Below are 14,380 nucleotides of genomic sequence, written 5' to 3'. Positions count from 1 at the left end.
TCCAGGCCGGCCCAGACATGGGCGGCTTCGCGACCCTCCGCGCTCAGCGCCCGGTGAGCCGCGCCGCCGGACTCCGATCCCGTCGGCGGCCTCACGCACACCCAAAGCGCTTAGACCCGCTGAACTTATGTGGTCACCGCCCTAGCTGCCCTACGGGACCTCTGGGCGTTCCCCCTACCACTCGACCCGGAAGCGCTGCTGTTCCCCGCTGAGGCCGGTGGGACGCAGGTCACGGAGAAGGTGTAGCGGCAGCAGATCCGGCCCGTGATCCAGGACGGCGCCCAGGCCATGGACCTGATCTTCCCGAACCCCGACCAGGGCATCTGGTACACGGTTCGGTACTCACTAGACGGGTCAGGCCCGCTTCCCTCGGGGGAACGGGCCTGATCTGGGGTATCGCTAAGGTAAGGAAGCTCCCGCGATTGGACTCGAACCAATAACCTGCCGGTTAACAGCCGGCTGCTCTGCCGATTGAGCTACGCGGGATCGTGCGTCCACCGGGGTTCGTTGGCCCCTGGCGGCGCGTCTAGGTTAGCGCATGTCCGGGGCTGTTCGCGCATGCGCGGGGATTGAGGCGGCGAGGGCGGGTATAGGGGGTGTCACGATTCCGCCGTCAGTAGGAGTTGGACATGAAGGCTCGCACGATGTTCATGGCAGGCGCCGCGGTCGGCTACGTCTTCGGGACGAAGGCCGGGCGTGAGCGGTACGAGCAGATCAAGCAGCTCTCCAAGCAGGTGTCGGAGAACCCGAACGTGCAGGAGGCCGCCGGGAAGATCCGGTCGAAGGGTGAGACGTTCGCCGGGGCCGCGCGGGACAAGGCGGGGCACCTGAAGGACCGGGTGCCCGAGCAGGTGACGGGGGGCCGCAAGGAGGAGGAGCAGCCGCCCGTCTACCCCGGCTAGAGGCCGGTCTGACGGCGCAGGTCTTCGAGGACCTGTTCGGCCTGGGCCCGCAGGCCCGGGTCGGACGGGTCGAGCCCGGCGTCGAAGACGAACGTCCAGCGCACATCGCCGCCGGCTGCGGGGCGCCGGCCGGCGATGCGCACCTTCCCGCCTCCGGGGAGGGTGGCGTGGTGGGTGACGGCGATGGTGGCGGTGACGCGCTCCCGGACGGTCTCGGGCACCGAGCCGGGGTCGGTGAGCCGGACGTGGTGCTCGGCGCCGCCGGAGGTCTCCTTGACGTGCAGCCAGCCGTCCTTCCAGGTGGCGTGGTCGACGCGTTCCCAGGGGATGCGGGTGAAGCCGCCCGAGGGGGTCGGCACGTGCAGGGCGAGGAGCGTGGCGGTGACGTGGGAACCGCCGCGGGTGGGGGCCGCCGCTAGGACGCGTTCGCCGCGTTCCAGCGCGAGTTCGGCGCGGACCGCTGCGGGCAGGGGACCCCGGTTCAGGCGCATGCCCCCACGGTAGGCGATCAGGCCGCCTGGGAGGCGCGGCGGGCCCCGAGAAGATCGAGGACGAGGGCCGCCGACCAGGCGTAGTCGTGGCTGCCGCGGCCGGTGCCGTCGAACGGGTCGAAGAACTCGCGGAAGCCGGACTGGCGGACGAGCCGCATGGTGGAGCCGTAGAGCAGGTCGGCGACGACGGGCAGGTCGTGGGTGAGGGCGCCGTACCAGACGAGCCAGTTGGTGCTGATCCAGGTGGGGCCGCGCCAGTAGCCGGCGCGGTCGAAGGCGGGCGCCTGGATGTCGCAGGTCGGGACGGGGTAGCCGGCGGCGCCGGCGAAGCGGGCCGACAGCAGCAGGTCGACGAGGTTGCGGACGATCGGGGCCGGCAGTTCGGGGTCGAGGAGCGGGCCGAAAGAGCCGGCGGTGATGACGGGCAGCAGGCGGTCGTCGCGCAGGTCGCGGGCGCGGAAGCACCCGGTCTCGGCGTCCCAGAGGCGGGCGAGGACGGCCTCGTGGACGCGCTGGGCGCGTTCGCGGTGCGGGACGGGGTCGGCGCCGATGATCTCGGCGATGGCGGCGAGGGCGTGCGTGGAGGCGAGGTAGACGGCGTTGACGAGGGGGTCCTCGACCGCGAACGGGTGCGCGTCGCGGAGGTAGCCGGGCCTGTAGGCGGCCTCCCGCATGAGCGCGACGAGTCGCACGTAGCGGTCGTAGTCCTCGCCGGTCGGCAGGCTGTGGGGGCGCAGGCCGGGCGCGTAGGAGGACGGGGGAAGCGGGAGGGCGCCGAGCGGGCGGTCCCAGGCGGGGCTGTTGTCGAGGCCCGACTCCCACGGGTGGCAGATGGCGATGAGGCCGCTGGAGTCCAGGTCGCGGCAGTCGGCCAGGTAGTGGTGCTGGGCGGTCAGCATCGGGTACAGGCGGGCGAGGAACGCCCGGCTGCTCTCCCCGTCGACGGCGCACTCGTGCAGGCGCAGGGCGCTGAGGGCGTGCAGCGGCGGCTGGGTGAGGGCGGAGGTGTGCACGCCGCGCGGGGCGTCCGGCTGCCGGTCGCTGCGCCACAGTTCGGGGCCGGGGAAGAAGGCGTGCCGGTCGAGGCGCGTGTTGAACACGATGTGGGGCAGCATCCCGTCCGCCCACTGGCCGCGGAACAGGGAGATCAGCTCGGCCTCGGCGCGGTCGCGGCGGTGGCGGGCCAGGCCCATGCTGATGAAGGCCGAGTCCCAGCTCCACTGGTGCGGGTAGAGGCCGGGCGAGGCGGCGGTGGCGTTGCCCGTCCAGTTCGCGTCGAGGGCCCGGGCCGCGGCCTTCCACAGCGCGGTCTCGTCGCCGGTGAGACGGGAGCTCATGTGGTCCAGGTGACCTCCTCCTGAGCGAGAGAAGGATGCATCCTTGATTGTCGCCTCAGATCGCCGTCACGGCGACCCCTGGGGCGGCGACGGTTGTCTACCGACCGGGAGATCGGTCTGTGAATATTTGCGGTGCCGCGGCCCGGGCCAGGAGCCAGTGCGCGATCTCCTCGCCGGCCGCGACGCCCCGCGCGGCGGTCACGGCGGTGGCCGGTGCCGTCCAGCCGGTGTCGTGCAGTTCCCCGTGGGCGGGGCGGATGGACAGGTCGGCGGCCTCCAGCAGTTCGGCGTCCAGGAGCGCGTCCCCGGCAGCGATCATGGTGGACGCGCCGGCGCGGCGGGCGACCTCCCGGGCGGCGGCGGCCTTGGTCAGGCCGGCGGGCAGGCAGTAGACCTTGCGGCCCTGGAGGGACGTCCGCCAGCCGCGTTCCGCGCACCACCCGGTGAGGTCCTCGACCCAGCCGGACGGCAGCGCGGCCCGGTCCACCACCGTGTAGGCGAACAGGTCGGAGGCGGTGCGCCGCTTGAGGACGAAGTCGCCGCCGTTGCGGGCGAGGTGCTGCTGGACGTCGGTGAGCGGGGCGCATCCGTCGGCGATCCGGCTGCGGACGGCCGCCGCCCAGTCCGGGTCCTCGTCGCCGTCCACGAGGATGTGGCCCCCGTTCGCGCAGACGGCGTACGGGGGCGGCTTCTCCAGGAGGTGGACGCGCCGGTACTGCTCGGGGGTGCGCGTCGTCGCAGGGACGAACGTGGAAGCCGTCGCGAGTGCCTCCAGTGTCCGCGCGGACGCTTCGGTCATGTACGAGAGCGGCGCCCCCTGGTAGAACTCCACGCACAGGAGGCGCGGCATGGTCTCGTCCGGGCCTTCCAGGGCGAAGGCCGCGGTCGAGTAGATGAGCGTGCGGTCGAGGTCGGAGCACACCAGGACGGTCACTGCGCGGCCCCCTTGCCGAACCGGGGATGGATGAACCCCATGCACGCGTAGGGGAAGCGGCCGGGCTCGACCTCGTGGACGGGCACGCCGCGTTCGCGGGCGAGAAGCCTGATGTGGGTCACTTCCGGACCGGCGTCGGCCCGCACGAGCACCTTCCACGGGACGCGCCGCAGCAGCACACGCGTCGTCTCTCCGATCCCCGGTTTGACGAGGTTCAGGTCGTCGACGCCCTCCGCCTCGGCCATGCGCCGGACGGCCTCCCATCCCGACCAGTCGGGCGCGCGGTCGGCGGCGCGGAGCTCCGGCAGGTCCTTCGCGACGCGTTCGGCCACGTGCCCGAAACGCGCGCAGACCGCGTCGAGGAAGACGTCCGAGACGTCGTCCGGGGCCAGGTCGGCGTAGAACTTCGCGCCGTGGAAGTCGCCTGGCCCGATGAGTGAGCCGTTCAGGACCGTCCGGCTCACCAGGCCCGACACGGTCGAGTTGAGGCAGGCGGAGGGGATCAGGAAGTCGTCCCGGGTGCCGTACAGGGACGTGCACCGCCCCGGGTCCGCCAGCACGGCGAGATCGGACGGGAACGGGTGTTCCGCCAGGGCGGCGGTCAGTTCCCTGGTGATGGCGCCCTTGCCCGTCCAGCCGTCCACGAACATCGCCGACGCCGGGTCATGGTGCTCGGCGAGATACCGCAGCGCGGCCGTGTCGATGCCCCGGCCGCGGACGATGCTGACCGCGTAGTGGGGGACGTCGAGGCCATGCGCGTACCGTGCCCAGCGGCGCATCAGGATGCCGACGGGCGTTCCGGCCCGCGCCAGCGACACCAGGACGGCGCCCGGGCCGCGCTCGGCGAGGATCATCTCGGTGACCAGCCCGGTCGCGTAGGCGAGCCGCTCGGCGGACGCCTCCAGCGCGTCGTGGAACAGCCGCCGGTACTCCGGACCCGGCTGGTACTCGACCGGGAGCGACTCGGCGTAGTGCGCCCGTCCCGACTGGATCGCCGCCTCGCGTTCCTCCGTGGGCGCTTCGAGCCGCGCGTGGGAGAGGTCCTTGAGCAGCCAGGCGACGTCCTCCGGCGGGTAGCTGCCGAAGGCGGGCCCGTACAGCGGCTTCACGATGCCCTCCTGGGGGACGGGACGGCGGCGACCGTCACGGGGGCGAGCGCGCGGAGCCGTTCCAGCAGGCCGTTGGCGAGCGCCGCGGTGTCGCCGACGTCGTCCACCACGAACACGATCCTGTCGAAGCGGCGTTGCCCTGCCCCGGGGGCGACGTTGTAGGCGTACCGCTCCCGCGGCCCGTCGGCGGGGTCGTCATGGGACGGGAACACCAGGCGGGTTCTGATGGCGTAACCGGGGTCGTCCACGGCCAGCACGGGGGAACGCGTCGTCGTGGAGTAGCGGACGTCCACGTCCGGCCGGGCGTCGGCGAGGGCCTCGGCGAGGCGCAACGGCGCGTACATCAGCTCCTCGAACCCGAGCACGAGGACGCGGGAGGCGTCTTCTCCGAGACTCGCCGCGAGGACGTCGCCCATCCGGGCCAGTTCCTTCTCCAGCCGCGTCCGGTGCTCAGGCAGGAACCCGTGGCGCCCGCCGTCCGGTACGGCAGCCGGCCAGTCCAGCTCGACCCGGGAAACCGCGAACGCCGGTTCCCCCTGGGGAGTGAAGTGCGGGGACGAGATCCCGGCCACGAGCGCCCTGCCCGCCTCAAGGATGCCTTCTGGAAGCTCGACCCGTCCCCCGGCCAGAGCCACCGCGTCTATGCGGGTCCCCAGCCGGACGGCGAGATCGTCCATTCGGGCCCGGTCGGCAGGGGCACGCAAGTCGACCAGGGCCGCCAGCACGTAGTGGCTCCTGGGACGAACGGCATGCAGCGCTTCGATGGTGTTCAGCACCGTCCGGCCGGTGGAGAGCTCGTCGTCCACCAGGACCACCGGTACGTCGCGGTCGAGCGGCGCGGTGTCGGCGGGCAGCAGCAGATGGCTCGTGGCGTGGCTGTGCTCTTCCTCGAATCCGCCGTAGGTGGCGAACCCCTCAACCGGACGCCGCGTGGAGTGCAGGTAGTACGCACCGCCGAGAGCATCCGCCACCGAATGCCCCAAGGCCGTCGCGGTCTCGGCGTAACCCAGCACGATCGCGTCCACGGGGTTCTGGGGAACGCGCATGAAGTCACGCAGTGCGGGGGCGGCGTCCGGCTCGCCCCGCAGCCCGTCCAAGAGAAGCGAACCGGGACGGGACGGCTCGTCACCCCGCAGGCGCGCGCGCACCAGCCCGCCCAGCAGCAGACCCGACCCGTAGACCAGGCGCGGGTCGGTCGGCACGTGCTTGCCCAGCACCGCTGACACCAGCAGATGCGCGCGCTTCGGATTGCGGCGCACGGCGAGCCCCACGAGCGACGAGAGCCCTGCGCCGGCAGGCCTCGCGCCGTCGACGAGGCGAACGCCCAGCCGCGCCCCCACCCAGGAACCCGTCACCGGCTGTCCGCCGCTTCCAGGAGCTCGACGAACGTGACGCCCTCCGCCGCCACCCCGAACACCCGGGCGCGCAGCATCAGCCGCTGCGCCCACGCGCGGTGCGGCTTGGCCTCGTTCATCTTGTTGGCGTACGAGCTGGCCATCGCACCGCCCCCGGCGACGCCCAGGATGTCGGCCGCGTCGCTGTACTCCTCGTGCGTCACCACCGACAGGGCGTGGACGGCCGCCACATGGCTGGGATGGATGACGGTCTTGCCGGTGAGCCCGTTCGCCTTGTCCAGGTGCACCTCGCGGATCAGCCCGTCCAGGTCGGCGGTGATGAGCCGCTGCCGCAGCGGCGCGGCGCTCTGCCGCTCGAACGGCGACTGCCGCAGCTGCGGCTTGAACATCCGCTCCCCCTGCGAGAAGTACTCCCACACGGGCCCGGTCACCACGTGGCCGGTGCCGTCGGCGCGGCCGAGGATGTTGACCACGTCGCAGATCACGCCCGCGACGGGCCGGATGTCGTAGATCGTCAGGTCGGGCGGGCGCCGCAGCCCGTACGCGGCGGACATGTCGGTCGCCCCCAGCCGGACGGCGAGGATCCGCGACCGGTGCTTGGCGAGGAGCCGCGCCACGTCGTGCAGCATCTCCGCGCGCGTCTCGGCGTACACGGCCTCCGGGCTCTCGATCACCGGCATCGCCAGCAGCCGGAGCCCGGAGCGGTCGGCCGCGTCCTCCAGCGCGTCCAGGAACGCTCCACCGCCGGACGCCGTGAACTTCGGCAGCACGAACCCGGTGAGGAGCTCCGCCGCGTCGCCGAGCCGGCGGGCCAGGTCACCGATCTGCCCCGGGTCGCGGACGCGGACGAACAGCAGCGGGACCTCCGCGCCGCGCGTCCCGGAGCGGGCGTGCAGCGTCCGCAGGTGCGCCACGAGGTTGGCCTCCCCTGCCTCGACCTCGTCGTCGGCGATCGCGTCCTCCAGGCACACCACCATGCTCATCACGCCCCGCCGCGCCGCGCGCTCGATGTCGGCGGCGAGGGCCGGGCGCGTGGCCGGGCAGTACAGCGTCGCGCCGAGCGCGACCGCCAGCACGTCCCGATCGTCGTGCCGGCCGAACGGGCGCGGATGCCGGTAGAACAGGTGCTTGCGACGCGCGGCGTCGATATGGTCGAAATGCCGCATTTACCCCTCGTCAGACGGTGCTCTCGACGGGGAGCGCTGGGGGTCGCCCCCGGGCGGACGGGCCGCGCCGGATCACAGGTGCGTCGCCACGGCCGGGAGCAGGTGCTGGAACGTGCGGCCGGTCGCGGTCGCCCCGATCGCCGTCATCGACCAGCCCTGCCCGTCCCGCGACACCTTGGCCATGATCTGCGCGTTGTGCTGCCCGGCGCCGGTCAGTTCGTAGCGCGCGATCTCCTGGCCGGTGCTCTCGTCCACCAGCCGGCAGAACGCGTTGGCGATCTGGGAGAAGTCCTGGCCGGTGAAGGAGTTGACCGTGAACACCAGCTGGGCGACGCCCGAGGGGACGCTCTGCAGGTCGACGTTGATCACCTCGTCGTCGCCCTCGCCCTCGCCGGTCAGGTTGTCGCCGGTGTGCTGGACGGAGCCGTCCTTGCTGCGCAGCTGCCGGAACCACACCTGGTCGGCGAGGTTGCCGGACGCGTCGAACAGCAGGCACGAGGCGTCCAGGTCGATGGACTGGGGCTTGCCCTTGCCGAACAGCCCCTTCTTGGCGACGGCGTCCCAGCCGAGGCCCATCTTGACCCTGGTCAGGGTGCCACCGCCCGGCTTGGCCAGCGAGACCTTCTGTCCCTTCTGCAACGAAATGGACATCGTCGGCTCCTCCAGTGATCGATGTGTGTCGCGGGGTCGCGGTTACGCCGGTCAGACCTGGCTGGAGTGCAGCGGCCGCCCGCCGCCCGCCGCCGAGTCGGGAGAGTCCCCGTCCTGGTTGCGGTTGCGGACGACGGAGCTGACGAACGCGGCGATGATCAGCCCGGCGCCGAGCCCGCCGGTGATCCACTCGGGAACGTGGTGGCCGATGCTCACCAGCATGCAGACCGCCAGGGCGCCGATCGCCCAGTGCGCGCCGTGCTCCAGGTAGACGTACTCGTGCAGGGTGCCCTTGCGGACCAGGAACACCGTCAGCGACCGGATGTACATGGCGCCGATGCCGAGGCCCAGCGCGATGACGATCGGGTCGGTGCTGATCGCGAAGGCGCCGATGACGCCGTCGAAGCTGAACGAGGCGTCCAGCACCTCCAGGTACAGGAAGAGGAAGAATCCCGCCTTGCCCGTGGCGAGGGCCAGGGAGCTCGGCCCGGACCGCCCGCCGCCCTTCCCGGCCTCCGCGCCTTCCTCTTCGCCCTCTTCGTCTTCCTCGTCCTCGGTCGCCTCGGAGAACAGCTCGCCGAGCCCGTTGACCAGGATGTAGGTCACCATCCCGAGCACGCCCGCGATCATGACGCTGCCCGGGTCGGAGGCCGACAGCCACGCCACGAGCGCCAGCGAGCCGCCCGCCACCACGACCGACAGCTGGTCCAGCTTGCCGATGCGGGCGAGCGGCCGCTCCAGCCACGGCAGCCACTTGTCGGCGCGCTCCTCGAACACGAAGTCCAGGAACAGCATCATCAGGAACATGCCGCCGAACGCCGCGATCATCGGGTAGGCGTCGTTCATCAGCTCGTGGTAGCGGTGCGAGTCGTTGAGGGCGAGGTCGAACGCCTCGACCGGGCTCAGCTTGGCCGTGATCCCCACGATCAGCAGGGGGAAGACCAGCCGCATGCCGAACACCGCGATCGCGATGCCGACGGTGAGGAAGATCTTCTGCCAGAAGGCGCTCATCCTGTCGAGCACCTTGGCGTTCACCACGGCGTTGTCGAACGACAGCGAGACCTCGAGGACGGCCAGCACGGCGACCAGGGCGAGCCCGGTCGCCCCGTCGTAGAGCAGGGCGATGAGCAGGCCGACGACCGTGACGCCGAAGGACCACCCGAAGGTGCGAAGAATCATGCGCGTATTTCTGCTAGAGGGCGGCCGGGCGGAGCGGCCGGGATGCGGGGGCGCCGGCGGTCAGCCGACGTTGACGCCGAAGTCCATCGCGATGCCCGCCAGACCGGAGGCGTACCCCTGTCCGACGGCCCTGAACTTCCATTCGCCGCTGTGCCGGTAGAGCTCGCCGAAGACCATGGCGGTCTCGGTGGAGGCGTCCTCGGTGAGGTCGAAGCGCGCGAGCTCGTTGCCGTCGTTCCGGTTGACGATCCGGATGAAGGCGTTGCGGACCTGCCCGAAGCTCTGCTGCCGGTTGTCGGCGTCGTAGATCGACACCGGGAACACGACGCGCTCGCACTCGGCCGGCACCGCCGTGAGGTCGACGTTGATCGACTCGTCGTCGCCCTCGCCCTCACCGGTCAGGTTGTCGCCGGTGTGCTCCACCGAGCCGTCCGGGCTGCGCAGGTTGTTGAAGAAGACGAAGTGCTGGTCCGACATGACCTTGCCGGTGCTCGCCAGCATCAGCGCCGAGGCGTCCAGGTCGAAGTCGGCGCCGGTGGTGGCGCGCACGTCCCAGCCGAGGCCGACGGTGACCGCGGTGAGGTTCGGCGCGGCCTTCGTCAGCGAGACGTTGCCGCCCTTGGCGAGTGAAACCCCCATGTGCGGGCTACTCCCTTCCTGTCCGGACTGTTCAGACTGTTCAGATGTTGACGCCGAAGTCGGCAGCGATGCCGGCCAGGCCCGACGCGTACCCCTGGCCCACCGCCCTGAACTTCCATTCCGTCCCGTTGCGGTACAGCTCGCCGAACACCATGGCGGTCTCCATGGACGCGTCCTCGGTCAGGTCGTAGCGCGCCATCTCCGCGCCGTCAGCCTGGTTCAGCACCCGGATGTAGGCGTTGCGGACCTGCCCGAAGTTCTGCCCGCGGCTGTCGGCGTCGTAGATCGACACGGCGAACGCGACCCGTTCGGCCGTGGCGGGCATCGCGCCGAAGTTGACCTTGAGCTGCTCGTCGTCGCCCTCGCCCGCGCCGGTGGTGTTGTCGCCGGTGTGCTCGACCGCGCCGTCCGGCGTGCGCAGATTGTTGAAGAAGACGAAGTGCTGGTCGGTAATGATCTTTCCGGAGGTGTCCAGGACCATGGCGGAGGCGTCGAGGTCGAAATCGGTCCCGGTCGTCGTGCGGAGGTCCCAGCCGAGACCGACGGTCACCGCGGACAGGCCGGGGGCCTGCTTGGTGAGCGAGACGTTGCCGCCTTTGCTCAGGCTGACGGGCACGATGGGCCTCCAAGATCGCATGACGGATCGGACGCCGATGGGGCGCCCAGCCTTATCGACGTTGCAGCGATGCTATCCGTTCCATCCTTTATGAAGGGATGACGACAATCTTTGTGATTCGGTCGCCACCCGGCCGCCGTCCCGCACCCGGCCGCCCCCGCGCATGGACGAAACCCGGGCCGGTTGCGCCAGACTGGGGGGCGGACGAAGGGAGGCTGCGTTGCGGGGACCGGGCGACCAGCGCCGCCGGGGCGGCCGCGGGGCACAGGCGGCGGCCGGCGCCGTCGAGGCGAGGGAGGCGGCAGCGGCCGCCTTCTACGACATGGACCAGGCACAGAAGTACATCAACGGGCGCGTCACCGTGTTCGAGGACCTGGACGCCAGGGCCGCCGAGCCCGCCCGCCGCGAGTTCACCCGGCTCGCCGAGGCCGCCGACGCCGCCTCGGTGGCCTACATCTCCGTCCTGGACGCCCACGACCTCGATGACCGGGATCGGTCACCGGCCGAGTACGACTCCGCGCGCCGCGCGTTCGTCGCCTCCACCGAGCGGCTCCAGAAGATCACGGGGGACCTGAACGGCTTCGCCGAGCGCCTCGCCCCGCAGATGGCCCGGCTGGAGTCCGCGCTCGACCAGCTCCCGCCCCGCCTCACCGCCGCCCGCGACGCCGTGGCCGCCGCCGACGCCGCCTTGGCCGCGGCCAGGGCGGCCGGTATGGACGCCACCGACCCGGAGGAGGAGCTGGACCGCGCCAAGCAGGTCCTCGCGCAGCTCGGCTCCCAGGGGCTCGGCGGGCTCGGCCTCGACGGCGCCATCCGCAAGGCCGACGAGGTCCGCGACCTCGCCGAGCGGGCGCGGGAGGCCGCCGCGGAACTGCCCCGGCAGGCGCAGAAGGTCCGCGACTCGCTCTCCTCCGTCCGGACGCGGGCCGACGCCGTCGCGAACCGCACGGGGCCCGTCCAGGAGGCGATGCGGATTCTCGTGCGCGGCTACTCGCAGGCGTGCTGGCAGGACCTCAAGGGCGCCCCCGAGTCGATCGAGGCGGCCGTCACCCGGGCCCGCGAGCGGCTGAACGAGGCGTCCGCGCACGCGGGCCGCGCCGAGTGGAGGCAGGCGCAGCAGGCCCTCACCGCCGCGCGCACCGAGCTGAACGCGGCCGACCGCCGCGCCGGGCAGGTCACCGGGCGGGCGGAGGAGCTGAAGGCGGTCGCCGAGGACCCGGCCAGGCCCGTCGAGGGCGTCCGGTTCGCGGTGCGCGACGCCCAGCGGCTCGCCATGGCGCAGCCGGGCGGGCCCCCGGCCCAGCACGCCCGCGTGCTCGACTCCCTCGTCGAGCGGCTGGAGCGGGCGCCGCGGCGGCTCACCGGCGCCCACCCCGACTACTGGGCCTACCTGCAGGAGCTGGAGTCCATCAGGATGGCCGCCGGCGACGTGGTGGCGCGGATTCGCTCGGAGCGCGCCCAGCAGGGGTAGACCGAAAGCCCGTCAGGCGAAGAGGGTCTCGCCCCAGTAGCCGTCCTCACGGACGCCCGGCGGGCACGCGAAGACGCCGGACCCGACGTGCTGGATGTACTCGTTCAGCGCGTCGGTGGCCAGCGAGTTCTGGACGCGGATGAAGCCCGTCCGCGGGTCGCGCTGGAAGGCGATGAAGAACAGGCCCGCCTCCAGCCGGCCGAGGCCGTCCGACCCGTCGGTGAACGAGTAGCCCCGCCGGAGGATGCGCGTCCCCTGGTTGGAGTCGGGGTGGGCGAGCCGCACGTGCGCATCGGGCTTCATCCGGGGCAGGACGGGCTTGTCGCGCTCCTTCTTCAGCCCCACCGGCGCCCCCTCGCCCTTGCTCCGCCCGAAGATGTCCTCCTGCTCGCGCAGCGACGTCCGGTCCCAGGTCTCGATGTGCATCCGGATGCGGCGGGCGACGAGATAGGAGCCGCCCGCCATCCAGTCGGCCCCGTCGCCCCCCGCCGCCCACACGTGGCGGTCGAGCAGGTCCCCCTCGGTTCCGGCGATGTTCTCGGTGCCGTCCTTGAACCCGAACAGGTTGCGCGGGGTCTGCGCGTCCGGCGTCGTCGAGGACGTCTTGCCGAAGCCGAGCTGGGACCAGCGGACCGCGACCACGCCGAACCCGATGCGCGCCAGGTTCCGGATGGCGTGCACCGCGACCTGCGGGTCGTCCGCGCAGGCCTGGACGGCGATGTCGCCGCCGCTGCGGGCCGGGTCGAGGTTGTCGCCGGGGAAGTGCGGCAGGTCGACCAGGGCGGCGGGACGGCGCGCCCTGACGCCGAACCGGTCCTTGCCGTCCTTCTCGAACAGCGAGGGGCCGAAGCCGATCGTCAGCGTGAGCCGGGACGGCGGCAGCCCGAGCGCCTCGCCGGTGTCGTCGGGCGGCGCGACCGAGGGGCCGCCGACCGCGCCGTCGCCGACGGGCCGGCCCGCGGTCATGGCGGCGGCCGCGGCCGTCCACTCCTTCAGCATCCGCACGAGCCGGTCGCGGTCGCCCGTCGTCACGTCGAACGCCGCGAAGTGCAGCCGGTCCTGCACCGGGGTGGCGATGCCCGCCTGGTGCGCGCCGTGGAAGACGATCGCGTCGCCCGCGCCGTCGTCCTCCTCGGCGGAGGCGACCCGGTCGAGGCCGGCCCCGGCGGCGGCCCCGACGAGCAGGCTCGCGCCGGAGAACCCCAGCATCCGCCGCCGGGACATGCCCGACCGCTCCTGCGTCCCTTCGCCCGTCATGACGCTGCGGTTCCTCTCGCTCGGGATCACTTCGCGACGGCGGCGGCGAGCCTGGACAGGGGCTCGCCCAGAGCGTTCACGGCGTCGGCGAGCTCCTTGCGCTCGTCCTCGCCGACCTTGTCGTAGGAGACGTAGCCGTCGCCCTTCTCGTGCTTCTTCAGCAGCGTCTCGACGCTCGCGAAGTTGTCGTCGAGGTCCTTCGCGAGCTGCGCGTCCCGCTCCTGGACGACCGGCTTGAGCAGATCGTAGATCTTCCTGGCGCCGTCCACGTTGGCCTTGAAGTCGACGAGGTCGGTGTGGCTGAACGCCTCCTCCTCGCCGGTGACCTTGCCGGTGGCGACCTCGTCCAGCAGCTCCTTCGCGCCGCCCGCCATGTCGTTGACCGGGTCCAGGGTGAGGCCGGGCAGCCGCGACTTCAGGGTGCCGAGGTCCGCCAGCAGCTGGTCGCCGTACTTCTCCTTGCCCTTGACGGAGCCGTCCTTCCAGAGGGCCTTCTCCAGCAGGTGCCAGCCGGACCAGTCCTTCTTCTCCTCCGGCTTGAGGTCGGCCTCGCGCGCGTCGACCTTGGGGTCGAGGTCGCCGAACTTCTCGGCGACGGGCTCGATCGTCTCCCAGCCGACGCGGGACGGCGCGTACAGCTCCTTGGCCTTCTCGACGTCGCCGGCCTTCACCGCGTCCACGAACTTCTTCGTCTTGGCGATCGTGTCGTCGGTCTGGACGATGACGAAGGCCTTGTAGTCGGCCGCGGCCTTGCTCAGGCGCGGGTCCGCGCCACCGGCGGCGCCGCCGGTGACCGTGACGTCCTGGGACGGGCCCTTGCCGGTCTGCCCGGCGCTGCACAGCAGCTTGTACCGGCCGGCGGGCAGGTTCACGACGAAGTCGACGCTGGTGCCGGGGCCGATGTTCTCCCGCTCGGCGAGGATCTTGCCGTCCGGCTTGAGCACCTCGAACTCGTTGACCTTGGAGCCCTCGTTGGCGACCTTGAAGGTGGTCTTGCCCGCGGGGAGCTCGGTCTTGGCGACCTCGCAGGCGTCGTCGGTGGCCGTCACGGCGATGGCGTCCGCCGCGCCCGCCTCGTCCCCGTCACCGCCGCACGCCGTCAGAAGGGACATCGACACCGCGGCGGCGCCGGCGAGCGCGAGGACGGACACAGGACGCATCAGGGTCTCCAGGAACGTACAAATGGTTAGGCTTACCTAAATTAGCGAAAGCTAACCTCAGCACGTCAAGTGGGGCGGGAGACAGTGAGTCATCCCACGCCGGGAGACCGCGG

At 71.8% G+C, this 14,380-nt stretch carries 14 protein-coding genes and 1 tRNA gene; 2 read left to right on the top strand and 13 right to left on the bottom strand.

Annotated elements, in window-relative coordinates:
• Positions 1–413: 413 nt before the first annotated feature.
• Positions 414–486, bottom strand: a tRNA-Asn gene (locus BJ999_RS13510).
• A 143-nt stretch (positions 487–629) separates the two neighbouring features.
• Here BJ999_RS13510 and BJ999_RS13505 point away from each other — a divergent pair.
• Positions 630–902, top strand: coding sequence for a YtxH domain-containing protein (locus BJ999_RS13505; protein ID WP_179833625.1), 273 nt, complete (start codon positions 630–632; stop codon positions 900–902).
• Here the strand turns inward: BJ999_RS13505 and BJ999_RS13500 are convergent.
• The 10 genes from BJ999_RS13500 to BJ999_RS13455 form a co-directional block, all read right to left on the bottom strand.
• Complete coding sequence (locus tag BJ999_RS13500; protein ID WP_179833624.1) at positions 899–1,393, bottom strand: hypothetical protein; 495 nt, start codon at positions 1,391–1,393, stop codon at positions 899–901. The two genes, BJ999_RS13505 and BJ999_RS13500, sit on opposite strands and share 4 nt — an antisense overlap.
• A 17-nt stretch (positions 1,394–1,410) precedes the next feature.
• On the bottom strand, positions 1,411–2,730 hold the full coding sequence (locus tag BJ999_RS13495) for an MGH1-like glycoside hydrolase domain-containing protein (protein ID WP_179833623.1): 1,320 nt from the start codon (positions 2,728–2,730) through the stop codon (positions 1,411–1,413).
• A gap of 97 nt (positions 2,731–2,827) precedes the next feature.
• A complete protein-coding gene (locus BJ999_RS13490; protein WP_218935055.1) occupies positions 2,828–3,664 on the bottom strand; it encodes an HAD family hydrolase in 837 nt (278 codons plus the stop codon).
• Positions 3,661–4,773, bottom strand: a complete 1,113-nt coding sequence (locus BJ999_RS13485) for a cysteine protease StiP family protein (RefSeq protein WP_229809882.1) — start codon at positions 4,771–4,773, stop codon at positions 3,661–3,663. Before BJ999_RS13485 ends, BJ999_RS13490 begins: the two co-directional genes overlap by 4 nt.
• Positions 4,770–6,128, bottom strand: coding sequence for a phosphoribosyltransferase family protein (locus BJ999_RS13480; protein WP_179833622.1), 1,359 nt, complete (start codon positions 6,126–6,128; stop codon positions 4,770–4,772). Before BJ999_RS13480 ends, BJ999_RS13485 begins: the two co-directional genes overlap by 4 nt.
• On the bottom strand, positions 6,125–7,294 hold the full coding sequence (locus BJ999_RS13475) for an HpcH/HpaI aldolase/citrate lyase family protein (protein WP_179833621.1): 1,170 nt from the start codon (positions 7,292–7,294) through the stop codon (positions 6,125–6,127). The genes BJ999_RS13480 and BJ999_RS13475 overlap by 4 nt, the downstream gene beginning before the upstream one ends.
• A gap of 72 nt (positions 7,295–7,366) precedes the next feature.
• A complete protein-coding gene (locus BJ999_RS13470; RefSeq protein WP_179833620.1) occupies positions 7,367–7,945 on the bottom strand; it encodes a TerD family protein in 579 nt (192 codons plus the stop codon).
• A 51-nt stretch (positions 7,946–7,996) separates the two neighbouring features.
• Entirely contained in the window at positions 7,997–9,124 is a 1,128-nt protein-coding gene (locus tag BJ999_RS13465; protein WP_179833619.1) for a DUF475 domain-containing protein, read from the bottom strand.
• A gap of 60 nt (positions 9,125–9,184) precedes the next feature.
• The gene (locus BJ999_RS13460; protein ID WP_179833618.1) at positions 9,185–9,763 is read right to left on the bottom strand and encodes a TerD family protein; all 579 of its coding nucleotides are present in this window, start codon (positions 9,761–9,763) and stop codon (positions 9,185–9,187) included.
• Positions 9,764–9,803: 40 nt separating this feature from the next.
• Entirely contained in the window at positions 9,804–10,379 is a 576-nt protein-coding gene (locus tag BJ999_RS13455) for a TerD family protein (RefSeq protein ID WP_179833617.1), read from the bottom strand.
• Positions 10,380–10,599: 220 nt separating this feature from the next.
• On the opposite strand from BJ999_RS13455, the gene BJ999_RS13450 reads away from it, so the two are divergent.
• Positions 10,600–11,850 carry a molecular chaperone DnaJ gene (locus BJ999_RS13450; protein WP_179833616.1) on the top strand — a complete coding sequence of 417 codons (1,251 nt, stop codon included), beginning with the start codon at positions 10,600–10,602 and terminating at the stop codon, positions 11,848–11,850.
• Positions 11,851–11,862: 12 nt separating this feature from the next.
• Here the strand turns inward: BJ999_RS13450 and efeB are convergent, their stop codons facing one another.
• Both efeB and efeO read right to left on the bottom strand, forming a co-directional pair.
• Positions 11,863–13,107 carry an iron uptake transporter deferrochelatase/peroxidase subunit gene (efeB, locus tag BJ999_RS13445; RefSeq protein WP_179833615.1) on the bottom strand — a complete coding sequence of 415 codons (1,245 nt, stop codon included), beginning with the start codon at positions 13,105–13,107 and terminating at the stop codon, positions 11,863–11,865.
• Between the two features lie 26 nt (positions 13,108–13,133).
• Positions 13,134–14,267: an iron uptake system protein EfeO gene (efeO, locus tag BJ999_RS13440; RefSeq protein WP_179833614.1), complete on the bottom strand. Its 1,134-nt coding sequence runs from the start codon at positions 14,265–14,267 to the stop codon at positions 13,134–13,136.
• Between the last annotated feature and the right edge of the window lie 113 nt (positions 14,268–14,380).

This window comes from Actinomadura citrea (genome assembly GCF_013409045.1).
Classification (GTDB): Bacteria; Actinomycetota; Actinomycetes; order Streptosporangiales; family Streptosporangiaceae; genus Spirillospora; species Spirillospora citrea.
This window is presented reverse-complemented; position numbering and strand designations above follow the sequence as displayed.

Excerpts from the sequence above, each read along its gene's own strand:
- BJ999_RS13475 (WP_179833621.1), bottom strand. The coding sequence starts at position 7,294 with ATGCGGCATTTCGACCATATCGACGCCGCGCGTCGCAAGCACCTGTTC.
- BJ999_RS13465 (WP_179833619.1), bottom strand. The coding sequence starts at position 9,124 with ATGATTCTTCGCACCTTCGGGTGGTCCTTCGGCGTCACGGTCGTCGGC.
- BJ999_RS13495 (WP_179833623.1), bottom strand. The coding sequence starts at position 2,730 with ATGAGCTCCCGTCTCACCGGCGACGAGACCGCGCTGTGGAAGGCCGCG.
- efeB (WP_179833615.1), bottom strand. The coding sequence starts at position 13,107 with ATGACGGGCGAAGGGACGCAGGAGCGGTCGGGCATGTCCCGGCGGCGG.
- BJ999_RS13460 (WP_179833618.1), bottom strand. The coding sequence starts at position 9,763 with ATGGGGGTTTCACTCGCCAAGGGCGGCAACGTCTCGCTGACGAAGGCC.
- efeO (WP_179833614.1), bottom strand. The coding sequence starts at position 14,267 with ATGCGTCCTGTGTCCGTCCTCGCGCTCGCCGGCGCCGCCGCGGTGTCG.
- BJ999_RS13470 (WP_179833620.1), bottom strand. The coding sequence starts at position 7,945 with ATGTCCATTTCGTTGCAGAAGGGACAGAAGGTCTCGCTGGCCAAGCCG.
- BJ999_RS13505 (WP_179833625.1), top strand. The coding sequence starts at position 630 with ATGAAGGCTCGCACGATGTTCATGGCAGGCGCCGCGGTCGGCTACGTC.
- BJ999_RS13500 (WP_179833624.1), bottom strand. The coding sequence starts at position 1,393 with ATGCGCCTGAACCGGGGTCCCCTGCCCGCAGCGGTCCGCGCCGAACTC.